Origin of the sequence: Microbacterium maritypicum MF109 (genome assembly GCF_000455825.1) — a bacterium.
Classification (GTDB): Bacteria; Actinomycetota; Actinomycetes; order Actinomycetales; family Microbacteriaceae; genus Microbacterium; species Microbacterium maritypicum_A.
Genome location: NZ_ATAO01000168.1, coordinates 1 through 23,388 on the forward strand (window position 1 = coordinate 1; position 23,388 = coordinate 23,388).

The window sequence follows — 23,388 nt, forward strand, 5'->3', positions numbered from 1 at the left end:
GCTGTGGCGGGCGATGCGCGAGCCGATGCCCGACGATCTCGTGACGGTCGAGGCGAACTTCCGTCGCATCCGTGAGGCGATCTCGGATGCCGGGGTCGACACTCTCATCGTGCTCGGCACCGACCACGTGCGGCAGTTCTTCTCCGACAACTCACCTGCCTTCATCGTCGGCAAAGCCGCCTCGTACCACGGCACCTACGAGAACGAGGTGCGCACCTTCGGCATGGAGTACGCCGAACTGACCGGCAACCCGGAGCTGGCGACGCAGATCACCGGCCGCGAGGTGCTGCCCGAGACCATCGACTTCTCGGTCTCGCACGAGTGGCGGCTCGACCACAGCTTCGTGCTGCCGCTGCAATACGTGCGTCCGGAGCTCGACCTGCCGATCGTGCCGATCCACGCGAACTCGATCCTGCCTCCGCTGCCGACCGCCGCCCGCTTCGCCGCTCTCGGACACCACCTGCGCACCGCGGTCGAGTCCTGGGACAGCGACGCCAGAGTGGGCCTGCTCACCTCGGGGCACATGGCAACCGACGTGGGTGGCCCGCGCACCTTCAACGGCTCGCCAGATCCGGAGTTCGACGCCGAGGCCGTCGGGTGGATGCGTGACGGCGACCTCGACGGGGCGATCGCCGGATGCCGGTTCGACCGCATCATGGCCGCCGGCAACGTCACGTATCAGTACGTGAACATCGTCGCCGCGCTCGCCGCCATGCAGGGGCACCCGGCCGAACTCGCGGAGGCCACGACCTCGCGCTTCGCCTCCAGTCCGTTCTTCCTCTGGAGGGCCGCATCGTGAGCCGGTACATGATGAACAAGTTCATCCGCGCCGTCGAGATGAGCACCGCGAACGTGAACGCCTACGTCGCCGACACCGAGGGGTTCGTCGACGGGTGGCTCGCCGGGGGAGCGGGGCCCGACGCGGTCGCCGACGACCGGGTGCTGACCCCCGAGGAGCGCACCGCCTTCGTGAACCGCGATTACGGCGCGCTCTACGGTCTCGGCGCGCATCCGTATCTGCTGTGGCACTTCACCGAAGCCGTCTACGAGCACGAGTACACCGAGGGCTTCGGATGGCGCGAACTCGTCGAGCGATACCGCGCCGCGATCATCCCGTACGGCGAGGTCGACGACATCCCCTGACCTCGTCGAACGCCTGTGCGCAGGCGCGACGGATGCCCCGTGGGTGGGGTTTCCACGGGGCATCCGCCCATTCTGCGCCGGCGTCGAACGACGGTGTGAGCTGGGGGCTACGAATCCGTCGACGTGTGGGGTGGACGCAGCGGCGCACCGGCGGTGCGGGTCTCCTCCCCCGAGGACGGCCGCACCACCGGCGTCCTCACTACGCCGTCACGAGACGACGTCGCAGGAGTCCGGCGCTTCCGAGGAGGAGCAGGACGGCGGCGATTGCGAGCAGTCCGACCGGCGACGGAGCGCCGGTCATCGCGAGCCCTGACGCCTGACCGGTCGTCGCCGCGCCCGAGGCGAAGGCGGCTCCGGCCGTCGAGACCGGAGTCGTTCCGGGCGTCGTTCCCGGGTTGGTTCCGGGGTCGGTACCGGGATCCGTTCCGGGGTCGGTACCGGGATCGGTGCCGGGGTCGGTTCCCGTGCCGGGGTCGGTCACCGTCGCCTCGCCGATCACGGAGATGGCGTTTCCGCCCAGCGTGATCGGAAGGCTGATCGGCAGCGCCAGTTGGGTGCCGCCGAGGATGCCGTCGGTTCCGGTGGTGGTGTTGCCTCCGGTGGTGGGGGCGGTTCCTCCGGTGCTGCTGCCGGTGCCGGTGCGGGTGACGGTGGCGTCGTCGAGGACGGAGATCGCGTTGCCGGTCACGCCGATGGGGGCGGTGACGGGTGCCGTGATCTGGGTGCCGCCGAGGACGCTGTCGGTTCCGGTGGTGGTGTTGCCTCCGGTGGCGGGGGCTGCCGGTGCGGTGGTGTTTCCACCGGTGCCGGTGCCGGTGCCGGTGCCGGTGCGGGTGACGGTGGCGTCGTCGAGGACGGAGATCGCGTTCCCCGACACCGTGACCGGTGCTGTGACGGGCGCCGTCGCCTGCGTGCCGCCGAGGACCGCGTCGTCACCCGACGTTCCCGCCGACGTGGCGGGAGCGGGGGGAGCGGTCGAGCCGGCGGTGCCGGTTCCCGTGGAGCTCGTGTCACCGAGCAACGAGATCGCGTTCCCCGACACCGTCACCGGTGCCGTGATGGGCGCGATGACCTGTGTGCCGCTGCCGATGCCGTCGTCACCGGATGTGGTCGCACCCACGGGAGCGGAGGAGGCCGGTGCCGCGGCCCCCTGCGCGTTCGGAGTGGTGCTCTCGGTGTCGCCGACCAGCGACACGGCGTTGCCCGTGACGGTGACCGGTGCGTTGACCGCGAGCAGCGCCTGCGTGCCCGAGAGCACACCGTCCAGACCGTTCGTGGTCACGAGAGGCGCTTCGGCCTGGGGAGCCGGGCTCGGGGAAGTGGCAGCCGGGGCGCTGGTCGTCGATGTGTCGAGCACGCTCACCGCGTTGTTCGACACGGTGACGGGAAGGTTCACGGTCACCGCGGCCTGAGTGCCGGATGCCGTGCCCGAGTCACCGCTCGTCTGTGCGGGTGCGGGTGCGGGTGCGGGTGCGGGTGCGGGTGCGGGTGCGGGTGCCGGGGCAGGCGCGGGCGCCGGAGCCGGGGCAGGCGCGGTGGACACGGCGTCGCTCAGCACCGAGATCGCGTTGTTCACGACCGAGATCGGTGCGGTGATCGCTGTCTCCACCTGTGTGCCGGAGAGCAGTCCGTCGTCTCCGGTCGTCTCAGCCGCGTTCGCGGCCGTCGCGCCGAGGAGCGTGATGCCCCCGGCGATGAGCGTGCCCCAGAGGGCCCGCTTGATGAAAGTACGCATGATCGTTCTCCTGACTGGATGGATCGTCTGATGGGTGCGCGCGATCACATGCGCGCGCAGCACGGCATCTGTCGTTCCCGGGGGAACGACGTGACGATCCGTCAGTCAGGAGAGACGTCGGTGTCGGCGACCGTCGACGAGGGAAGCTCGTCGTCGGAGGCGCCGGATGTCCGCTCGCCAGCACGGAGCGGAGAAGAGTTCGCGTCGCTGAGGCGCGCGGGGGATGCGCCGCTCCCTCCGCCGGAACCGGCGGAGGAGGACGCGGGGACTGTGGTGCCTGGCGGGCTCCCCGACGGGGGAGCAGTGGGCACAGAAGTGGCGTCGTCGGTGGTGGCGCCGATCGCGGTGGTGAGCGCGCCAGACGGCGGGGACACGGTCGACGGCACAGCTGTCGACGAGACCGCCGGCGTCGCTGCGGAGCTCTCCGTCGCGGGTGCGGCCGTCGGGGGGACCGGGGCCTCGGCGACGTTCGCGGGACCTTCGCCGGATCCAGGCGTCGTCGTCGACGGGTTGAGCGCTTCGAGCACGGGCGGAACCGTCTCGTTCGTGACGTTCCCGAGAAGAGCAGTGGTGTCATCGACGACGCCGACGACGTCACCCACCGCGGAGATCAGACCGAGGTCGGAGACGAGTCCGCCGACCACGGGGACGCGGGAGACCGCGTCGAGAATCGGATCGGTGATCTGAGAGACCGGTGCGTCGGTCAGGGCATCGGTGACAGGGGTGACGACCGCGGTCGCGGTCTCGGTCACGGTGTTCACGACGGGTGCGACCGCCGGACCGACGACGGGTGCGTTCACGATCGGCTCGGTCACGGTGGCGACCACGGCGGGGACGGCCTGCTGCACGGGCGCGACCACCTGTGTCACCACGGGGGCGACCACCTGCGTGACGACCGGGGTCACGGGGGCCGTGACGGCCGACACCGTGTCGCTGACGAGCGAGGTGAGTCCGTCGAGCGGGCCGTCCTGTTCGTCCGCGTGCGCGGGTCCGCCCGCGAGGAGAACCGTGAGCGTCGCCCAGGCGAGCACGCCGATGCCACCCCAGAAGACGGCGGCAGGTATGCCGCGTCGGGTGGCCCGAACGTCCACGTCGACCTCCCCCTCCGAAGGCAACGTACGTCGACGCCGTTGCGTCGATTGGGGCTGACGATACTCGCGCACGGACGTCGTGTCTAGAGGGTTCTCCGCGCGTTTCCGGGGATGTCCGGGTGTGACGCGCCCGGAGAAATCTCGGCTTGACTTTCCCCAAGTTCTACACATCCCATCCCCGCGGAGGGCAACCTTCAATGCCCGATTTAAACTGATTTCCATCCACAGGCTGGGGAAACGATAAAGGCCAGTTCAAATGGAATAAAAAAGTTTCGTATCCCGCTCCTCCACGGGGTTATCCACACCCGTTGTGCACAGACACTCCGAGTTTGTTCGCACGCTCTCCACAGAGTTATCCACAGGCCGTCTTGCATGTGGAAACAGTCGCTCGTAGCGTGGGCGAGCGACCGAATGTCGGAGGCAGCTGTTTTGCTGTTCAGAGCGGTGTGAGGGCCGAAGGCCGCACGGGCCCCGCCGTCGAAGCGTCTCATCAGAACATCGCATCGGAAACGTCGCATCGAAGGGAAGACTGTGTCGATCGCTGACATCTCAGAAGAGCGCATGGGCGCGAAGCGCGCGCCGGAACGCACGCCTCCCCACGACCTTCTCGCCGAGCAGAGCGCGCTGGGCGGAATGCTCCTGTCGAAGGATGCGGTCGCCGATGTGATCGAGACGCTCAAGGGTGCCGACTTCTACATCCCGAAGCACGAGCTCATCTTCGAGGCCATCCTCTCGTTGTACTCCCATGGTGAGCCCACCGACGTCGTCGCCGTCACCGACGAGCTCATCAAGACAGGCGAGCTCGGCCGCGCCGGCGGTGCCGACTACCTGCACACGCTGACGTCGATCGTCCCCACGGCGGCCAACGCCGGCTACTACGCGGGCATCGTCTCCGAGCGTGCGATCCTGCGCCGGCTCGTCGATGCGGGCACGCGCATCGTGCAGCTCGGGTACGCCGGTGAGGGCGATGCGACCGACATCGTCAACAACGCGCAGGCCGAGATCTACTCGATCACCGGATCCGAGACCGCCGAGGACTACGTCCCGCTGCAGATCGCCGTCGACGCCGCGCTCGAGGAGATCGAGGCCGCCAGCGGCCGCGACGGATCGATGACCGGAGTGCCGACCGGCTTCAAAGAGCTCGACGAACTGACGAACGGCCTCCACGGCGGGCAGATGATCGTCGTCGCTGCTCGACCCGCCATGGGTAAGTCCACGCTCGCGCTCGACTTCGCGCGCGCCGCATCCATCGGCCACAACCTCCCCTCCGTCTTCTTCTCCCTCGAGATGGGCAAGAGCGAGATCGCCATGCGTCTGCTCAGCGCCGAGGGTGCGATCCCGCTGCAGAACATGCGAAAGGGAAACCTCGACCCGCGCGACTGGACCACCGTCGCCGCGACCCGAGGGCGCATCAACGACGCCCCGCTCTACATCGACGACAGCCCGAACATGACGCTCGTCGAGATCCGCGCGAAGTGCCGTCGACTCAAGCAGCGCGAAGGACTGCGCATGGTCATCATCGACTATCTGCAGCTGATGACCTCGGGCAAGCGCGTCGAGTCGCGTCAGCAGGAGGTCTCGGAGTTCTCCCGAAGCCTCAAGCTCATCGCCAAGGAGCTGCAGGTTCCGGTCATCGCCCTCTCGCAACTGAACCGTGGTCCCGAGCAGCGCACCGACAAGAAGCCCGCGATCAGCGACCTGCGAGAGTCGGGCTCGATCGAGCAGGACGCCGACATGGTCATCCTGCTGCACCGCGACTCGGTGTACGACAAGGACGTGCGTCCGGGCGAGGCCGACCTCATCGTCGCCAAGCACCGTAACGGACCTACCGCGACGATCACCGTCGCGTTCCAGGGGCACTACTCGCGCTTCATGGACATGGCTCCCGGCGGCGACTTCAACTGAGCGTCGGCTCCGTCGCTCACAGCGGGTGGGAGCGAGGGGAGTGAAGTCGAGGGGATCCGGTTCGCGGTTGCCTCGACGAAGCCAATCGATCGCTTCATAGAGGTCGTCACCTATGCGCGTCAGTGAGTTGAAGCGAGACGTGTGGAAGATCGGCAGTTCGCCGTCGTCGTCTCGGGCACCGGTGTCCCAGGCGAGGTAGTCGCCGTTCTCGCTCATCGCGAAGACGACGAGGCGCTCTGCGATGCTCCAGGAGCCGTCGGGTTCGATCTTCCAGTCGTATCCTTCGGCCCGCCCTTCCCGGAAGTCACGGTGCAGCGCCCCGGTCAGGTATCAGCCCCGACCCACCACGCCGTCGCCGAATCCGGAGGGGACCGGCGTGTAGATGAGCCAGAGCCCGACGGTCAGATTCCATCGCGGTTCGCTCTCCACCCCCGAATGCTACCGACCGAAACGCATACGCTCACGCAACATCGGATGCGGTGAGGTGGGCGTATGGCTCACTCCGCTCACTCTCGCCCGTCGTCCGGCCCGCGGTTCCTCGTCGCGGGCCTCGCGGCTCTGGCGGTCGTCGCCGTCACGCTGACGCCGCGCCGGTTCGCGAGCCCTGCTCGTGCGCTCTTCATGGACCTCGCCCATGTCTTCGCGGCGCCTCTGGTCGAGCCGATGACCTTCATCGAGGTGGAGAGCACCCTCAACGCACTGCTCTTCGTCCCTCTCGGAGCCGCGGTGGCGCTTGCGCTCAGCCGGCGGCTCTGGATGCTCGCGCCCGTGCTCGTCTTCTGTGCGTCGTTCGCGATCGAGAGTGTCCAGGCCGCGATCCCTGGGCGTGTCCCTGACGTGCAGGACATCGTGTGGAACACGATCGGCGGGATCATCGGCGCCGTCGCGGTGGGAATCGTGCGAGGGCTCTGGGCCCTGGGGCGACGGCGTTCGTGAGGACGCCGTGGGCCCACGCGCCTATCGGGCGGCGTCGCGCCGAGGCGGAGCGTCATCCCATCGGGGTGACGGGAGGTGCAGCAGCACCAGACCGATGCCGGCGATCACGGAGTTGCGGAAGGCGGGGTCGAGCCCGTTCCACGACGTGGAGCGCCACATCTGGAACCACTCGCCGCCGATGGAGATGAATCCGCCCACGAAGAGCAGGATGATCATCACGAGTCCGATCGACGACCACACGCGGGCGGCGTGGAAGCCGTGGCCGAGGAATCCGCGCACGAAGAACACGACCGCGACGATCAGGACGATCGCGCTCAGCGACTCCCAGATGATCACGCCGATGTACGCGATGTTCCACAGCACGGGATTGTCGATCGCCCGCCACATCACGTCAGGGTCGAGACCTTTTCCGGCATCCTGACCGAAGTTCGTGGTGTCCATCGCCAGCACATGCTGCACGAAGTCGAAGTTCGTGCCGTAGTCGGTGATGTTGCCGAGGGCGACGAGGAAGATGTAGAGCCCGTTCACGAGGACGAGCGCGGCTGCGGCGAAGGGCAGCGAGCCGAGCAGGTGCCAACGAGGTGAGCGCAGCGGTGCGTCGGTCGTAGTCATGACCAGACAGTATCGGTCGGCTGTCCTCGCGTCGAGGATGGCCTCAGTCACGCGGTCGACGGGGATCCCGGGTCGTTTCCGGGAAGCGTGGGAGCATCCGCGTCGACACTCCGGCCGCCGCGACGACGAGTGCGAGCGCGGCGAGTCCGATCGGCAGTGTCGCAGCGATCGCGATGCCGCCGACGAGCACGGGCCCGCCGGCATCCCCGAGTTCGCGCCCGAGCTCCGCCGTGCCCATCGTGCGGCCCATACGCTCGTGCGGTGTCGTGTCGGCGAGGTGTGCGAACGCGAATGGTGTGGCGAAGCCGATCCCGATTCCGAGAAGTCCCGCGGCGACGTAGAGCCCGGGCAGTGCGGGGACGAGTGCGGCCGTCATGGTGCCGGTGGTGATGGTCGCAAGGCCCAGCGCCATCCCCGCTCGATCGCTCATATGGGCGCTGTCGCGCAGTCTTCCCGCCCAGGGTTGAGTGAGCGTCGAACTCAGTGCCAGGACGGACGCGAGCGCGATGCTCGCGAGCAATGGCGCGTCCTGGCCGCTCGCCATGGCGGGGAGGAAGCCGATCGATGCGCCGAGTGCCCCTGTGGAGGCTGCCAGGGCCAGGGTAGGCACGAGGAACCCCCGCTCGGTCGTCTGGCGGACGAGGTCTGCGACGGTGTAACGCGGGCGCGGGAGGGGATCGAGGCGGGGGAGGGTGACCGCCACCCAGAACGCGGTCAGGATCGCGACGGCGCTCAGAATGGTGAAGAGGAGCGCGAAGCCACCCGTGAAGATCAGTGCGGCGCCGATGAGTGGACCCAGCGTGTAGCCGAGTCCCTTCCAGGAACCGTATCTGCCGAAGTATCGCCCCTTCGCGCCCGGGGCTGCGAGCCGCGCGACCGTTGCAGAAGAGGCCGGGGAGAATGCCGACGCCGCCGCGCCCTGCCCGAGCCGCGCGACGGCGAGGGCGATGGTGTTCGACGACCACAGCCCCACGAGCGACACGATCCCGAAGGCGAGGAGCCCGAAGACGATCACGGGTTTGGCGCCGATGCGGTCGGCCAGCGAACCGAAAACCGGCTTGAGGAACACCTCGGCGAGGTCGTAGACAGCCAGGAGCGCGCCCATCCGCAGGAGGTCGAGACCAATGTCCTGCCCCGTCGCCCCGATGCCGGCCGCGATGCTGTGGGCGCCGAAAGCAGTGACGAACCCCGCGGCGTAGAGCGGGGCGATCGTCCGCGCGGCGACCGCCGGCTCGCTCACGCGTGAACGGCCTGGTAGACGAGGTCGGTGAACCGCGCGAGCTCGGCGACGCATGTGGCGAGTTCACGGTCGGCCTCCTTGGATGAAGGGGATCCGAACACGTCGCGGCTGCGAATGGTGCGATGCCACCGCTGCAGGCGATCGAGGCTCTGCTCCTCCTCTTCGAGCTCGGCAAGAGTGAACTTCTTCTTGTCGATCTCGCGCGCGATCTCGGCCTCGTACTTCCTGCAGTCGGCGATGAACTCCGTCCAGTCATCGGCCCGCGCAGCATCGAAGAGTTCTCGAAGCGCGGCGGTGTCGCCCCCGTCTGCCTGGGTGCGGAGTACGAGGATGGCGCCGTCGCCGCGCTGAGCGAGGGCGCGGGCGCGCTCGACTCCCGCGACACACGCCGGAACCTCCGGGACCACCCAGGTTCCCTGCCCCGCAGGGACCGCTCCGAACTGGCGCAGCTCTCGCCAGACCGCGACACGGTGCCTCGAGGGAGTTGCGGGCACCTGTACCAGGAGCACGAGCCAACGATCGAGATTCGTCACAGTGAGAATGTAACAGTCGTTACATCCCTTCGGCGAAGAGTTGCCGGATACCGTGGAGGGAAGCGATCGCGAGCAGACAGGGAGGGGCGAGCCTTGGCGAATGACTCCGGGAGCGACGTGCGCATCCGCGACGGCTATGCCGCGCGTGCCACCGAGTACACGGAGCTGTTCGGTGACATCGGGCAGATGGATGACATCGACCGGGAGCGCATCGGACGCTGGGCGGATGGCATCGACGGGCGCATTCTCGATGTCGGCTGCGGACCCGGGCACTGGACCGCCTTCCTCGTCGATCGAGGCGCTGACGCCGAGGGCATCGACCTCGTGCCGGAATTCGTCGACGATGCCTCCGCACGGTTCCCGCAGGTGCCGTATCGGGTGGCGTCACTGACCGACGCCGACGTCCCGGCGGGCTCACTCGGTGGCGTGCTCGCCTGGTACTCGCTGATCCATGCGGCTCCGGATGAGTTGCCGTCCCTGCTCGCGGCCGCGCGGCGCGCGATCCGCGAGGGCGGTCACCTGCTGATCGGGTTCTTCGACGGGACGGACGGCGAACCGTTCCCGCACGCGGTCACCACGGCGCACTACTGGTCGGTGGACGGGATGTCGGCGCTGCTCGAATGCGCGGGGTTCTCCGTGCTCGACAGCGATGCGCGGGTACAGGACGGACGGCGTCCGCACGCGTCGATCAGCGCCGTCGCGTTCTGATCGCAGCGTGCGGACGTGCGGTGTCGATCAGGCGAGACTGCGGAAGAACTTCCGGATGTCCTCGGCGAGAAGCTCCGGCTCCTCCATCGCCGGGAAGTGCCCGCCCTCGGTGAACTCGCTCCAATGGCTGATCGCACCGGTCGGATCCATCGTGCGCCGAATCAGCGGATGGGTGTCGAACACGGCCCAGCCGGCCGGTACCCCGGAGGGCATGGCGAAGTCGAGCTCGGCGTGCTCCGACTCGTAGAAGAACTGCGCGACGGAAGCGCCACTGCGAGTGAACCAGTACAGGCTCACGTTCGTCAGGAGCTGGTCGCGGTCTACCTCCGGTGCCAGGAACCCCTCATCGGTCCTGCGCTTGAACTTCTCGACGATCCACGCGAGCTGACCGACGGGCGAGTCCGTGAGCGCCGGTCCGATCGTGTCCGGTCGATGGTTGTGCATGCCGATGTAGCCGCGCTCTGCCGCACTCGCGACGTGTGCGGCCTCGAGCTGGGCGAGCTCTTCCTCTGACAGGCCATCGGGGGCGGGGAACATGTTGCCGACCAGCCCGAGCCATACGCGGTCGCTGCCGAAGTGGGTGCCGATGACGCGGTCGGGGTGGATCCCCGCAAGTCGTCCGGTGATGCCCGTGCCGACGTCGGTGCCATGGGTCGCGAACCGGTCGTAGCCGAAGCGTGTCATGATCTCGGCGTAGGCCTCCGCCGTCCGTGCGAGGTCCCACCCGGTACCGGACAGCGGGTTCGAGAAGCCCAGGCCGGGCAACGACGGGATGACCACGTGGAACTCGTCGGTCAGCAACGGGATCAGTCGCAGGTACTCGACGAACGACGCCGGCCAACTGTCGCTGAGGAGCAGCGGCGTGGCCTGCGGGTTCGCCGACCGCGCGTGGAGCACGTGGAACGTCTGGCCGTCGATGACCGTCGTGAACTGCTCGTGCATGTTGAGGGTCGCCTCCTGCGCCCGCCAGTCGAAGCCGTCGCGCCAGTACTCGGCGAGCTCCTTCAGATACGGAAGCGGGGTGCCCCGACGGAAGTCGGCGCGATCGTCTCGACCGGGCACGGCAAGCGGCCACCGTGTACGGGTCAGGCGATCGTGAAGGTCATCGACGGCGCCCTGCGGGATGTCGATGCGAAAAGGGGTGAGAGAGGTGTGCTGGGTCATGCTGTTCACGCTCGCAGGCAATGCGGAAGACCAGCTTCCGCATTTGCTGAGAGGATCAGACATGCTCGAGACCTCGGCCCGTCTGCTGGAACTGCTGTCGTTGCTTCAGCTCAGACGGGACTGGACGAGTTCCGCACTCGCCGACCGACTGGGTGTGAGCACGAGGACCGTGCGCGCCGACATCGGCAAGCTCCGCTCGCTCGGCTATCCCGTGGACGCGCGACCCGGAGTCGCCGGCGGGTACCGGCTGGCCGCGGGGGCGGCGATGCCTCCACTGCTGCTCGACGATGACGAAGCCGTCGCCGTCGCGGTCGGGCTGGGGGCGGCGGCAACCTGGCGGCTCGGCGTCGAAGAGACCTCGCTCACCGCCCTCGCCAAGCTGGAGCAGGTGATGCCCGCCCGCCTCCGCCGCCGTGTCGACGCGATCCGGAAGGCGACCAGCGTGGTTCCCGGAGCCGAACCCCCACTCGATCTCGCAGCACTCAGCACGGTCGCCGCGGCGATCCGCGGTCATGAACGGCTCCGCTTCGGCTACACGAAGCCGGGTGGCAGCGAAGAGCCGCGACACACCGAACCACAGCGGCTGGTGAGCTGGGGGCCGGTCTGGTACCTGCTCGCCTGGGACCTGGATCGAGACGACTGGCGCATCTTCCGCGTCGATCGCATGGTGCCGCGCGGGCCTACCGGGGCACGCTTCCGTCCCCGCGCGATCCCGGAGGGCGATGTCGTCGAGTACGTCGTGCGTCGTGTCACGGAGACCTCCACTTCGTGAGGCTCAGGCGGGAGCACTGGGCAGTCGGAAGGTCGTCCGCGGGATGCCGTCGACGAAGCGGTGCGCCAGCGCGAAGGCCTGCTCCTCGGTGAGGCGGTGCTCTGCGACGAGAGTGGACAGGTAGCCCGCATCGAGCCGCCGGGACATGTCATGGCGCGCGGGAATGGAGCAGAAGGCCCGGGTGTCGTCGACGAACCCGCTGGTCTTCGTGAAACCGGCGCTGTCCGTCACCGACCTCCGGTAGCGGGAGATGGCGTCGGGGGTGTCGAGGAACCACCACGGTGCACCGGCGTACACAGAGGGGTAGAAGCCGGCGAGCGGTCCGATCTCCCGGCTGAACGCGGTCTCGTCGACCGTGAACAGCACCATCCGGAACGTCTCGTCGGTGCCGAAGTCGTTGAGGATCGGGGTGAGCGGCCGCGTGAATGAGGCGACATCCGGCAGGTCGTGTCCGCTGTCCGGGCCGAACTGCGCGAGCGTGTCGCGGTGGTGGTTGCGGATCACGCCGGGGTGCAGCTGCATGACCAGTCCGTCCTCAGACGACATCTCGGCCAGTCGGTACAGCATGTTGCGGCGGTATGCCGTCGCGGCTTCCGCGGTGACGTCCCCCCGGAGCCCGGCGGCGTGGATGCGCTCTGCGTCGGCACTCGTCAGCGGCTGCGAGCCGGCGTCGAGCACACCGGTGTCGGTGGCCGTGCCGCCCGCCGCCCGGAATGCGGTCCGTCGGAGGCGCAGGGCGTCGAGCAGCCCGGCGTAGCTCGCGGCATCGGTGCCGGCAGCTTCCGACAGCTCCGAGAGTGCAGCCGACCATCCCTCAGCCGACGGATCCATGTAGCGGTCGGCGCGGAACGTCGGAAGCACGTGCCCGCGGAAGGACGGATCGTCGCGCAGTCGTGCATGCGCGGCGAGGTCGTCGGCGGGGTCGTCGGTCGTCGCGAGCACCTCGATGCGGAAGCGCTCGAACAGCGCCCGTGGGTGGAATGCGGGGATTCGCAGTTGCGCGTCGATGTGTGCGTACAGCTCATCGGCATTGCCCGCGCTCGGCTGCTCGGTCACCCCGAACACCTCGGACAGCGACGACTCGAACCAGTAGCGCACCGGCGTTCCGAGGAAGACGTCCCAGTTCGCGCAGAACGCCCGCCACACCTCCTGCGGATCGGCGGGTGCGGCTCCGCGACCCAGCGCGCCGAGGGGCACACCGACGGCGTGGAGCAGGCGCAGCACATAGTGGTCGGGAGTGATCAACAGCGTCGCAGGATCGGAGAACGGTTCGTCGTCCGCGAGCAGCGCGGCGTCGACGTGCCCGTGCGGCGACAGGATCGGTGCCGCAGCGACCGCGTCGTACAGCCGGCGGGCGAGCTCGCGCACGCCGGGATCGGCGGGGAGGAGTCGGTCGGCGTGCGGGCTGAGCGCAGTGTTCATGAGTCTCCTCCAGGGGTGCGGCGGGGTGCGGAGCCGGTCGACTCCCGCACGGTCAGGTGGGTGGGCAGTGCGGCGATGTGCCGTCGGTTGAGCGCGCCCGCTCCGATGCGCTCGCTCTGCAGGCGGTCGAGCAGCATCGACACGGACAGGCGTGCGGCCTGCTCGATCGGAGCGGTGAGGGTCGTGAGTGGCGGGTTGCAGAAGTCGGCGCCGAAGATGTCGTCGCAGCCGACGATGCTCATGTCCTCCGGAACGCGCACGCCGCGTTCCTTGAGCCGGATCAGCATGCCGATCGCGAGGAGGTCGTTGAAAGCCACGCAGGCGGTCGCACCGGTGTTCAGCGCGGCATCCGCCGCCGCCGCTCCCGCCTTCGTGCGGGGCTGGTACGGCCCCACCTTCGTGTGCTCGATCCCGAGGCGCTCGCACGCGGCCGCCACGGCCCGCCAGCGGAGATTGCTCGCCCAGCTGGTCGGGGGACCGGCCACGTAGCAGATGCGTCGATGCCCCAGGGAGGCGAGGTGCTCGACGGCCTGGTCGAAGCCGAGCGGCGTGTCGATGAACACCGACGGCACTCCGGGCACGGCACGGTTCAGGGCCACGAGGGGGAGCTCGGTGCTGAGCTCGGCCAGCCGCTCGTCGGACAGGCGGGACGCGGTCAGGATCGCGCCGTCGTAGGAGCTGCGCAGTTCTTCGAGGGTGCTCTCCTCCATCTCGGGCGACTCCTCGGTGTGCACCAGGATCTGCGAGTAGCCCGCCACCCGCAGGGCCTGCTGGGTACCGCGGATGATCCCGAAGTAGAACGGGTTCGTGACGTCGGAGACCAGCACGGCGACCATGCGGGTCGACGGCGTCGATGCCGTGCCGGAGGCGGCGGTGGGCGTGTAGCCGAGGTCCTTCGCGACGCGGATGATGCGGTCGCGGGTGCCGGGGTTGCCACGGCCGGGGACGGCGAGGGCGCGCGACGCCGTGGAGATCGCGACGCCGGCGGCATCGGCCACATCGGCGAGCGTCGGCCGGTGCGAAGGCGGTGTGGGGGACGACATGGGGCAACAGAATCACAAGATGGCAATTACTGGCAATGAATTGCTAACAATTGCCACGCTTGCCTACCTTGGCGAAGACGCAGTCACGTCCACTCACTGTCTCGAAGGAGAGTTCAATGAAGTCTCGACCCCTGATCGCCCTCGGGGCGATGGCCGCAGCAGCGATCGCGTTGACCGCATGCTCGGGATCCACCGCCGGCACGGACGACGGCGACGCCGGTGGCACCGTCGACGGGACCGGCCAGACGCTCACGGTGATGATGGCCGCGAACGGTCTCTACCCCGAGCAGCAGAAGGAGTGGTTCGGGAAGGTCTCCGATGCCTTCGAGGAGAAGACCGGAGCGAAGGTCGAGTTCGAGACCTTCGCGAGCGCCAACGACGAGCTGACGAAGATCCAGACTTCTGTGCTCTCCGGACAGGGCCCCGACGTCTACGGACTCGGCACCACGTTCACCCCGACCGCGTACGCGACGGGCGCCTTCGTGAAACTCACCGAGGCCGACTGGGACAAGGTGGGAGGCCGCGACCGCTTCGTACCGTCCACCCTCGGTATCTCCGGCCCCAGCGAGGACGACGAGATCGCCGTCCCGTTCGTGAGTCGCCCGTTCGTGATGGCCTACAACACCGAGCTGCTCGCCGCTGCCGGCATCGACGAACCGCCCACGACGTGGGACGAGCTGACGGCCGCCGCCGAGAAGATCGAATCCGGAGACGTGCACGGTCTCGCGATCGGATACGCCGACAGCTTCGACCCCTGGAAGTTCGTCTGGGGCATGAGCGTGCAGGCGGGCAATCCGCTGATCGATGTCGAGGCCAAGAAGGCGGAGATCGACGATCCCGCCGTGGCCGCCGCCTACGACACCTACTTCGGCTGGTACCAGGACGGACTCGTCGACCCGGCAGCCATCGGCTGGAAGAACGCCCAGGCCGTCGCCGCCTTCGCCGAGGGCAAGGCCGCCTTCCTTCCGATGACCTCGGCGAATTCGAAGCCCACGTTCGCGGGTTCCCCCGTCGCCGACTCCTACGCCTACGCCCTCCTCCCGACCATCCCGCCGGGGGAGACCGAACTCCCCAAGGGCGGCGAGGAAGCGGCCAGCATCCTCTCGGGAGACAACCTCGTGGTCGCCCAGTACTCGCCGAACCAGGACCTCGCGTTCGCGTTCATCGAGATGCTCACCAGCACCGAGTCGCAGCTCGACTACTTCGACACGTTCGGCGAGCTGCCGACGGGGGTGGAGGCGGCCGCACAGGTCGAGAAGGACAACCCCGATCTGAGCGCCAACGTGCAGGCGGCCTCGCAGTCGGTCGCCACTCCGTTCACGGGCGCCTGGGGTGACACGCAGCTCGCGCTGACCAACGTCGTCGTGCAGTCGCTGCCCGCGTTGCAGGGGGGAACGCTCAGCCAGAGCGACATCGCCGCGGCGATCGCCGAGGCCCAGGCGAGTTCGCAGTCCGCGCTGGACAAGTCCAAGTAGCGACGCGAGGACGCGCACATGGCGATCGCGACCGATACGCGTCGGAAACGCACCGACGACACGCCGCCGAGCGAGCGGCCCCGCCCGCTGTGGATGCTGCTCCCCGGCGGGGTGCTGATGACGCTGCTGATCCTGGTGCCGCTGCTGCTGGCCTTCTGGATCTCGATGCTCGATCTCGACCAGTACACGATCAGGCAGTGGCTGCAGGCGCCGTTCGTCGGCCTGGGAAACTTCGTCGAGGCGTTCTCCACTTCTCCGCTGGTGCGGGGGATCTGGCTGAGCGTCAGCTACGCACTGATCGTGTCGGTCGCGGCGATCCCCCTCGGCGTCACGGCGGCGCTGGCCACGCAGAACGCCTTCCGCGGCCGTGGGCTGGTGCGCTCGGTGTACTTGATCCCGTACATCCTCCCCGCGTTCGTCGTGGCGACCGTCTTCCGGGCGATGTTCCAGCCCGAGGGCGTCGTGGACGAGGCCTTCGGCGTCTTCGGCGTCGATCCGGGGCTGTGGTTGAACGGACCGCAGAGCTATTGGACCCTGGTGATCACGCAGCTCTGGGTGAGCTGGCCGTTCGTGTATCTGCTGACCCTCGCCGGTCTCCAGGCGGTGGATGCGGAGGTGCACGAGGCGGCGGCGCTCGACGGCGCCGGCTGGGGGATCAAGCTGCGCAAGGTGATCCTGCCGTACCTGCGCGGATCGATCCTGCTGGCCTTCATCCTCACGTTCCTGCACAGCATCAACGCCTTCACGATGCCGTTCGTGCTCTTCGGGATCCCGGCCCCCGTCGATGTCGAGGTCCTGCCGGTCCTCACCTACGTCACGGCGTTCCAGAGCTTCCGGTTCGGGCTCTCCGCGGCGATGGCGGTCGCCTCTCTCGCGATCGTCGCGATCCCCCTGTTCGTCTACCTGCGCGCTGTGCGCCTCGACACCGGAGAGGACGCGAAGCGATGAGCGTCACCACCACGATCGCGCAGGTCAACCCGCGCCGGAGCCGCCCGGGCGGTCACAGCCAGGTCGACCGCCTGCTGCCGCGTCCGCTTCTCGTCGCCGCGAACGTCGTCCTGTGTCTGCTGGTCTTCGGGCCGGTCTCGTACATGCTGTTCGCCTCGATCAACGCCGATGTCGCGGTCGCCGGCGGCGCGTACTGGCCGACCGAGCTGCGTCTCGACAACTACATCAAGGTCTGGCGCAGTGTCGATCTCGCCGGAGGTCTGGCCAACAGCCTGCTGATCTGCGGGGCGGTCGCGGTCGTCTGCGCGGCCGTGGCCGTGTCGATGGCCTGGGTGCTGGTGCGGTTCACCTTCATCGGACGCGTCACGATCCTTCGGGGTCTGCTCGGCCTGCAGTCGGTTCCGGGAACCCTCATGCTGCTGCCGGTGTTCGTGATGTTCTCGACGCTGTCGTCGGTGCTGCGCATCCCCACCATCGGCACGCACTGGTCGGTGTTCGTCACCTACCTCACCTTCGCGCTGCCGTTCTCGACCTGGGTGATGGTGACGTACATCCGCGGGCTGCCGCGCGAGCTCGAAGAAGCCGCCCGCATCGACGGCGCCTCCAACTTCCGCGTCCTCACCCGCATCGTGCTGCCGCTGAGCTGGCCCGGGATCGTGGTCTCCGCGATCTTCGCTTTCCTGCAGGGGTGGAACGACGTGCTGTTCGCCTCGGTCATGACCAACCGCGACAGCCGGACCGCCGCGGTGGCCCTGCAGATCTTCGGCGCGACGCAGGAGACGGGGGCGGTGCCGCTGTACGGACAGATGATGGCGGCCTCGCTCATCTGCGCCATCCCCGTCGTCGTGTTGTACCTCGTGTTCCAGCGTTATCTCGTAGGCGGTCTCACCGCAGGAGGAGTGAAATGACCCCGTGGAAGCTCTCAGGATTCGGTGACGAGATCGATCCCGATCCGGCCGTGCAGATCGCCGTGCTCCAGGCGCTCGGCGCGCGGCACATCGAGGTGCGCAGCGCGTGGGGGGTGAACATCGTCGATCTCGATGAGTCTCAGCTGACGCAGCTCGCGGCCGTCGTGCGCGAACGCGGCATGTCGGTCTCGGCGGTCGCCTCGCCGATCGGCAAGGTCGACGTGTCCCTACCGGTGGAGCACGAGGTCGGTCGACTGCAGCGGGCGATCCGTGCCGCCGACGTCCTGGAGACCCCGTATATCCGCATCTTCTCGTTCTTCCGCGACGAGAACCTTTCGGCCGAAGACATCCGCGACGACGTGCTCGTGCGCATGGCGGCGCTGGCGCGCACCGCCGAGGCGGCCGGGGTCACCCTCGTGCACGAGAACGAGAAGGACATCTACGGCGACATCCCCGCACGCGTGCTCGACGTGATCGAGTCGGTCGGTTCGGACCGGCTGCGCATCGCCTGGGACAACGCCAACTTCGTGCAGGTCGGCGTCCGTCCGTTCACCGACGGCTACGCGATGCTGCGACCGCACCTCGAGTATCTGCAGCTGAAGGATGCGCTCGCAGCGACCGGCGAGGTGGTCCCGGTGGGCGAGGGCGACGGCGAGCTGCGCGAGACCCTCACCGCCCTGCGCGACGACGGCTATGCGGGGTTCGCCTCGCTCGAACCGCACCTCGCCGACGTGAACGCCCTCGGCGGGTTCTCCGGCCCCGAGGCCTTCGGCCGCGCCGGTCGGGCCCTGCGCACCCTCACGGACGAGATCGGAGTGACCCTCTCATGACCGACGCAATCCTCGACGTCGCGATCGTCGGATGCGGCATCATCGGCGTCAATCATGCCCGAGCGATCGCGAGCACTCCCGGCCTGCGCATCGTCGCCGTCGTCGACGAGGTGCCGGCGGCGACCGCACGGCTGGCCGACCTCGTCGTCGACGAGCTGGGCGGCGCGCGACCGTCGGCCCACGCCGAGATCGAGTCGATCCCCGCCGATGTCGATATGGTCGTGATCTGCACCCCGAGCGGCTCCCATGTCGAGCTCGCCGAACGGGCGGTCGCCCGCGGGATGCACGTCGTGCTGGAGAAACCCCTCGACGTGTCGATGGAGCGCGGCCGCCGATTAGCGGAGATCGCCAGGGACGCGGAGACGCGCGGCATCCGGATCTCGGTGATCAGCCAGCACCGCTTCGACCCCGGTGCCGTGGCCGTCGCCGACGCCGCCCACTCCGGACGCCTGGGACGGATCACGAGCGCGGTGGCCTCGGTGCCCTGGTGGCGCTCTCAGGAGTACTACGACTCGGGCGCCTGGCGAGGCACCTGGGAGCTCGACGGCGGAGGCGCCGTCATGAACCAGGGCGTGCACACCGTCGATCTGCTGCTGTGGTTCCTCGGCATGCCGGTCGAGGTGTTCGCCCACACCGCGCTGCTCGCACACGAGCGGGTCGAGGTCGAAGACGTCGCCGTGGTCACGGTGCGCTTCGAATCGGGGGCGCTCGCCGTGCTGCACGCCACGACCGCGGCCTTCCCCGAGCAGCCGGTGCGGCTGGCCGTGCACGGTGCGCAGGGGACCGGCATCATCGAGAACGACCAGCTCGCCCGGCTGTGGATCGACGGCGAGCCGACCGACCGCAGCGCCGACTGGGTGCCGGAGGGGCATCGACTCGGCGACGACCGCAACCCGCAGGCATTCGCCGAGGGCCACGCCCGTCAGTACGCCGACATCGTCGAGAGCATCCGCGACGGGCGGGCTTCCCGCGTCGGGGTGCCCGAGGCGCTGCGGGCGCTCGCCGTCGTGCGCGGCATCTACGTCTCGGCGACCACCGGCTCGCCGGTGCGCATCGCCGACCTGATCGACGGCACCGTCGACGACACGAACGTGCGGACAGGAGGCATCGCATGAAGTTCTCCGTGTTCACCGCGGCGACCCCCGACTGGGAGCCCGCGGAAGCGGCCCGCCGCATCGCCGCGATCGGCTACGACGGCATCGAGTGGCGCATCACCGACCAGGACGAGGCGGATCCGCCCGGGTTCTGGGCCGGGAACCGTGCGACCTGGCCGCTCACCGGGCTCGAGGGGGCGGTCGCCGAGATCGCCCGCATCACCCGCGAGGCCGGGCTGGAGTTCAGCGGCATCGGCGGCTATGCGCTCGCGCCGGACCGGGACGACGTGCTGCGGACGCTCCGGGCGACCGCAGACCTCGGTGCGCGTCAGGTGCGAGTGCGCATCCCCTTCAACGACGCCGAGGACTATCGCTCGGTGTTCGCGCAGACCAGGGACGACCTGGCGTGGGCCGCGGAACAGGCGGGGACACTCGGCGTGAAGGTGCTGGTCGAGCTGCACCACCAGACGATCTCGTCGTCGGCGTCGGCCGCCCTCCGGCTGGTCGACGGCATCGATCCGCGCACCATCGGCGTGATCCACGACCTCGGCAATCTCGTGATCGAAGGTCAGGAGGATACTCGTGCCGGGCTCCAGCTTCTGGGCGAGTACCTCGCTCACGTGCACGTGAAGAACGCGGTCTGGCAGCGCACCGGGCAGACCGGGCTCGATGGAGATGTGCGCTGGGAGTCGGTGTGGGCGCCGCTGCGCGAGGGCATCGCCAGTGTGCCGGACTACTTCCGTGCTCTCGCCGAGGTCGGGTACGACGGCTGGGTTACGCTGGAGGACTTCTCGACGGATGCTCCGCTGGAAGAGCGACTGGTCGACGACCTCGCCTTCCTCCGCGCGTGCGCCGGTGCCGCGGGCATCGGATCGTGACCGGGCCGGCGCGCACGCAGCATCCCCCGGTCCGTGCCGCTCATCTGGGGATGGGCGCCTTTCACCGCGCCCATCAGGCCTGGTACACCCAGCAGGCGAACGACCGCGCAGGCGCGGACGACGGCTGGGGCATCGCCGCTTTCACCGGACGCACCCCCGAGGCCGCGGAACTGCTGTCACGGAACGACGGCGTCTATACCGTGCTGGAGCGTTCGGCCGAGGGGGATCGGGCGACGACCGTGCAGTCGATCGTGCGCGCGGTCCCCGGATCGGATGAGGCGTCCTGGCTCGCCGTGCTCGCCGATCCGCAGGTCGCCGTGCTGACCGTCACCGTCACCGAGGCGGGGTACTCCGCCGGTTCCGCGGTGCCCGGACGTATCGCCGACGGCCTCGTCGCTCGGGCGGACACCGACGCAGGACCCCTCGCGGTCGTGAGCTGCGACAACCTGCCGCGGAACGGACGGGTGCTGCGCGACGCGGTACTCAAGGCCGCCGGCACCGAGGCTGCGCGCATCTCGGACACCGCGTCGTTCGTCGACACCGTGGTCGACCGGATCACCCCGGCGGTCACGGCAGTCGACATCGATGCCGTGCGGAAGCTCACCGGCCTCGACGATCCGTCCACCGTCGTGACCGAGCCGTTCACGGAGTGGATCCTCGCCGGAGAGTTCCCCGGCGGCGCACCGGACTGGGCGCAGGGCGGTGGACGATTCGTGGCCGACGTGGGTCCGTACGAATCGCGAAAGCTCTACCTGCTCAACGCCGGCCACAGCTTCCTCGCGGCCGCCGGTCGTCTGCGGGGATACGAGACGATCGCCGAGGCGTTCGACGACCGCGACCTCCGTGGCGACACCGAAGCGCTCTGGGCCGCCCAGCGGACCGCGGTCGATCTGCCTGCCGCAGAGCTCGACGGATGGCTCGACGACCTGCGCGTCCGCTTCGCGAACCCGCGCATCGCCCATCGACTCGACCAGATCCGCCGCGACAGCCCGATCAAGGTGGCGCTACGGCTCGTGGCTCCCGTGCGCCGGCGGCGTGAGGACGGACTCGCCGTCGACGACGCACAGGTGCACGCCCTGGAGACCTGGATCCGCTCGCTCCTCGAACTCGACCCGACCGACACCGCGACGGCCGCCGTCGCGCGCACCATCGGCGCCGTGCCCGAGAGCGACCGCACGCGCACCGTCATCGACCACCTCACTCCCGAAGGGACCCTCGCATGAGCATCGACAAGGCTGAGGTCATCGTCACCAGCCCGGACCGGAACTTCGTCACCCTCAAGCTCACGACCGCCGACGGCGTCTCGGGCCTCGGCGACGCGACCCTCAACGGGCGTGAGCTCGCCGTCGTCGCGTACCTCACCGAACACGTCGTCCCGCTGCTGATCGGCGCCGACGAAGACCGCATCGAGGACACCTGGCAGTTCCTCTATCGGAGCGCGTACTGGCGGCGAGGCCCCGTCACGATGGCCGCCGTCGCCGCGGTCGACATGGCACTCTGGGACATCAAGGGCAAGAAGGCGGGGATGCCGGTCTACCAGTTGCTGGGCGGGGCATCGCGTTCCGGCCTGCTCGCCTACGGTCATGCCTCGGGAAAAGAGCTGCCCGAACTCTTCGACTCCGTGCGCGCGCACCTCGACCAGGGGTATCGGGCGATCCGTATCCAGACGGGTGTTCCCGGGCTCAAGGCCATCTACGGCATCGCCTCGCAGGCTGCAGACACCGGTGGTGGGGAAGCCCGCTACGACCACGAGCCGGCCCGGCGGGGTGCGAAGCCGGTCGAGGAGGATTGGGACACCCGCGCCTATCTGAACCACCTGCCGGGCGTCTTCGAGGCGGTGCGCAACGAGTTCGGCCCCGACATCCCCCTGCTACACGACGGCCACCACCGGATGACGCCCATCCAGGCGGCGAAGCTCGGCAAGGCACTCGAACCGTACGACCTCTTCTGGCTCGAGGACTGCACCCCCGCCGAGAACCAGGAGGCGCTGCGGCTCGTGCGTCAGCACACGACGACACCCCTCGCGATCGGCGAGATCTTCAACACCGTCTGGGACTTCAAGGACATCATCCGCGATCAGCTCATCGACTACGTGCGCGGCGCCGTGACGCACATGGGCGGCATCAGCCCGCTGAAGAAGACGCTCGACTACGCGGCGATGTATCAGATCAAGTCCGGCATGCACGGGCCCACCGACATCTCGCCGGTCGGCATGGCGGCGGCGATGCACCTCGGCCTCGCCATCCACAACTTCGGCATCCAGGAGTATATGCAGCACGGCTCGCGCACCGACAGGGTGTTCCAGCAGTCCTTCACCTGGCGCGAAGGCCTGCTGCACCCGGGCGACAAGCCGGGCCTGGGCGTCGAGCTCGACGTCGACGAGGCGGGAAAGTACCCGTATGAGCGGGCCTATCTGCCGTACAACCGTCTGGCGGATGGAACGGTGCACGACTGGTGACCAGCGAGTCTCGGCCGATCGTCGTCATGGGGGTGTCCGGGGTGGGCAAGACCACGGTGGGTCGGGAACTCGCGCGCCGGATGGGTGTCGCGTTCATCGATGCGGATGATCTGCACGGGCCGGAGAACATCGCGAAGATGGCAGCCGGTGCTCCGCTCGACGACGACGACCGATGGCCGTGGCTCGACCGGGTGGGGGCGGCGCTCGCCGCAGATCCGGTGGTCGTCGTCGCCTGCTCGGCCCTGAAGCGCAGCTACCGTGACCGGCTGCGCGCCTCGGCCCCGACCGTCTTCTTCGTGCACCTCGACGCGCCCCGAGAACGGGTGGTCGCGCAGACCACCGCGCGCCGGGACCACTTCATGCCGCCGGCGCTGCTGGCGTCGCAGCTGCAGACGCTGGAGCCCCTCGGGCCGGACGAGCAGGGGATCGCGGTGACCGTGGATGCCGCGCCCGAAGAGCTCGTGGAACGCATCTGCCAGGCCCCCGTCTGACC

23 protein-coding genes are annotated in these 23,388 nt (G+C 68.8%); 15 read left to right on the forward strand and 8 right to left on the reverse strand.

Annotation, left to right across the window (positions count from 1 at the left end; translation table 11 throughout):
* Both L687_RS0121490 and L687_RS41845 read left to right on the forward strand, forming a co-directional pair.
* On the forward strand, positions 1 to 799 hold a 799-nt coding region (locus L687_RS0121490; protein WP_021199425.1), incomplete at its 5' end, for a hypothetical protein.
* Positions 796 to 1,143 carry a hypothetical protein gene (locus L687_RS41845; protein ID WP_021199426.1) on the forward strand — a complete coding sequence of 116 codons (348 nt, stop codon included), beginning with the start codon at positions 796 to 798 and terminating at the stop codon, positions 1,141 to 1,143. The genes L687_RS0121490 and L687_RS41845, both read left to right, overlap by 4 nt.
* Positions 1,144 to 1,342: 199 nt before the next feature.
* On the opposite strand, the gene L687_RS29655 is transcribed toward L687_RS41845, so the two are convergent.
* Positions 1,343 to 2,878, reverse strand: a complete 1,536-nt coding sequence (locus L687_RS29655) for a hypothetical protein (protein ID WP_021199427.1) — start codon at positions 2,876 to 2,878, stop codon at positions 1,343 to 1,345.
* A 101-nt stretch (positions 2,879 to 2,979) separates the two neighbouring features.
* Positions 2,980 to 3,969, reverse strand: a complete 990-nt coding sequence (locus L687_RS29660) for a hypothetical protein (protein ID WP_021199428.1) — start codon at positions 3,967 to 3,969, stop codon at positions 2,980 to 2,982.
* Between the two features lie 531 nt (positions 3,970 to 4,500).
* Between L687_RS29660 and dnaB the strand changes: the two genes are divergently transcribed.
* Together dnaB and L687_RS29670 are read left to right on the forward strand one after the other, a co-directional pair.
* On the forward strand, positions 4,501 to 5,874 hold the full coding sequence (dnaB, locus tag L687_RS29665) for a replicative DNA helicase (RefSeq protein ID WP_017829839.1): 1,374 nt from the start codon (positions 4,501 to 4,503) through the stop codon (positions 5,872 to 5,874).
* Positions 5,875 to 6,366: 492 nt separating this feature from the next.
* Positions 6,367 to 6,810: a VanZ family protein gene (locus L687_RS29670; RefSeq protein ID WP_021199430.1), complete on the forward strand. Its 444-nt coding sequence runs from the start codon at positions 6,367 to 6,369 to the stop codon at positions 6,808 to 6,810.
* A 21-nt stretch (positions 6,811 to 6,831) separates the two neighbouring features.
* Here the strand turns inward: L687_RS29670 and L687_RS29675 are convergent, their stop codons facing one another.
* Genes L687_RS29675 through L687_RS29685 form a run of 3 tightly spaced genes read right to left on the reverse strand, consistent with a single transcriptional unit; the run spans position 6,832 to position 9,195 of the window.
* The gene (locus tag L687_RS29675) at positions 6,832 to 7,422 is read right to left on the reverse strand and encodes a DUF2165 domain-containing protein (protein WP_021199431.1); all 591 of its coding nucleotides are present in this window, start codon (positions 7,420 to 7,422) and stop codon (positions 6,832 to 6,834) included.
* A gap of 43 nt (positions 7,423 to 7,465) precedes the next feature.
* Complete coding sequence (locus L687_RS29680; RefSeq protein ID WP_021199432.1) at positions 7,466 to 8,662, reverse strand: MFS transporter; 1,197 nt, start codon at positions 8,660 to 8,662, stop codon at positions 7,466 to 7,468.
* The gene (locus L687_RS29685; RefSeq protein ID WP_021199433.1) at positions 8,659 to 9,195 is read right to left on the reverse strand and encodes a Chromate resistance protein ChrB; all 537 of its coding nucleotides are present in this window, start codon (positions 9,193 to 9,195) and stop codon (positions 8,659 to 8,661) included. Before L687_RS29685 ends, L687_RS29680 begins: the two co-directional genes overlap by 4 nt.
* 93 nt (positions 9,196 to 9,288) lie before the next feature.
* Here L687_RS29685 and L687_RS29690 point away from each other — a divergent pair, with 93 nt between their 5' ends.
* A complete protein-coding gene (locus L687_RS29690) occupies positions 9,289 to 9,903 on the forward strand; it encodes a class I SAM-dependent methyltransferase (RefSeq protein ID WP_021199434.1) in 615 nt (204 codons plus the stop codon).
* 27 nt (positions 9,904 to 9,930) lie between these two features.
* On the opposite strand, the gene L687_RS29695 is transcribed toward L687_RS29690, so the two are convergent.
* Entirely contained in the window at positions 9,931 to 11,067 is a 1,137-nt protein-coding gene (locus L687_RS29695; protein ID WP_021199435.1) for an epoxide hydrolase family protein, read from the reverse strand.
* 61 nt (positions 11,068 to 11,128) lie between these two features.
* Between L687_RS29695 and L687_RS29700 the strand changes: the two genes are divergently transcribed.
* Positions 11,129 to 11,839, forward strand: coding sequence for a helix-turn-helix transcriptional regulator (locus L687_RS29700; protein WP_031207137.1), 711 nt, complete (start codon positions 11,129 to 11,131; stop codon positions 11,837 to 11,839).
* Positions 11,840 to 11,842: 3 nt separating this feature from the next.
* Here the strand turns inward: L687_RS29700 and uxaC are convergent, their stop codons facing one another.
* Both uxaC and L687_RS29710 read right to left on the reverse strand, forming a co-directional pair.
* A complete protein-coding gene (gene uxaC, locus L687_RS29705) occupies positions 11,843 to 13,261 on the reverse strand; it encodes a glucuronate isomerase (RefSeq protein ID WP_021199437.1) in 1,419 nt (472 codons plus the stop codon).
* Entirely contained in the window at positions 13,258 to 14,304 is a 1,047-nt protein-coding gene (locus L687_RS29710; protein WP_021199438.1) for a LacI family DNA-binding transcriptional regulator, read from the reverse strand. The genes uxaC and L687_RS29710 overlap by 4 nt, the downstream gene beginning before the upstream one ends.
* A gap of 116 nt (positions 14,305 to 14,420) precedes the next feature.
* On the opposite strand from L687_RS29710, the gene L687_RS29715 reads away from it, so the two are divergent.
* Genes L687_RS29715 through L687_RS29755 form a run of 9 tightly spaced genes read left to right on the forward strand, consistent with a single transcriptional unit; the run spans position 14,421 to position 23,386 of the window.
* Positions 14,421 to 15,779: an ABC transporter substrate-binding protein gene (locus L687_RS29715; protein WP_021199439.1), complete on the forward strand. Its 1,359-nt coding sequence runs from the start codon at positions 14,421 to 14,423 to the stop codon at positions 15,777 to 15,779.
* Between the two features lie 18 nt (positions 15,780 to 15,797).
* Complete coding sequence (locus tag L687_RS29720) at positions 15,798 to 16,727, forward strand: carbohydrate ABC transporter permease (protein ID WP_021199440.1); 930 nt, start codon at positions 15,798 to 15,800, stop codon at positions 16,725 to 16,727.
* On the forward strand, positions 16,724 to 17,635 hold the full coding sequence (locus L687_RS29725; protein ID WP_021199441.1) for a carbohydrate ABC transporter permease: 912 nt from the start codon (positions 16,724 to 16,726) through the stop codon (positions 17,633 to 17,635). The genes L687_RS29720 and L687_RS29725 overlap by 4 nt, the downstream gene beginning before the upstream one ends.
* On the forward strand, positions 17,632 to 18,465 hold the full coding sequence (locus L687_RS29730) for a sugar phosphate isomerase/epimerase family protein (RefSeq protein WP_021199442.1): 834 nt from the start codon (positions 17,632 to 17,634) through the stop codon (positions 18,463 to 18,465). The genes L687_RS29725 and L687_RS29730 overlap by 4 nt, the downstream gene beginning before the upstream one ends.
* On the forward strand, positions 18,462 to 19,580 hold the full coding sequence (locus L687_RS29735; RefSeq protein WP_021199443.1) for a Gfo/Idh/MocA family protein: 1,119 nt from the start codon (positions 18,462 to 18,464) through the stop codon (positions 19,578 to 19,580). Before L687_RS29730 ends, L687_RS29735 begins: the two co-directional genes overlap by 4 nt.
* Positions 19,577 to 20,437, forward strand: a complete 861-nt coding sequence (locus L687_RS29740) for a sugar phosphate isomerase/epimerase family protein (protein ID WP_021199444.1) — start codon at positions 19,577 to 19,579, stop codon at positions 20,435 to 20,437. The genes L687_RS29735 and L687_RS29740 overlap by 4 nt, the downstream gene beginning before the upstream one ends.
* Complete coding sequence (locus tag L687_RS29745; protein ID WP_046398918.1) at positions 20,434 to 21,660, forward strand: mannitol dehydrogenase family protein; 1,227 nt, start codon at positions 20,434 to 20,436, stop codon at positions 21,658 to 21,660. Before L687_RS29740 ends, L687_RS29745 begins: the two co-directional genes overlap by 4 nt.
* A complete protein-coding gene (manD, locus tag L687_RS29750) occupies positions 21,657 to 22,895 on the forward strand; it encodes a D-mannonate dehydratase ManD (protein ID WP_021199446.1) in 1,239 nt (412 codons plus the stop codon). The genes L687_RS29745 and manD overlap by 4 nt, the downstream gene beginning before the upstream one ends.
* Complete coding sequence (locus tag L687_RS29755; RefSeq protein ID WP_021199447.1) at positions 22,892 to 23,386, forward strand: gluconokinase; 495 nt, start codon at positions 22,892 to 22,894, stop codon at positions 23,384 to 23,386. Before manD ends, L687_RS29755 begins: the two co-directional genes overlap by 4 nt.
* Positions 23,387 to 23,388 lie beyond the last annotated feature (2 nt).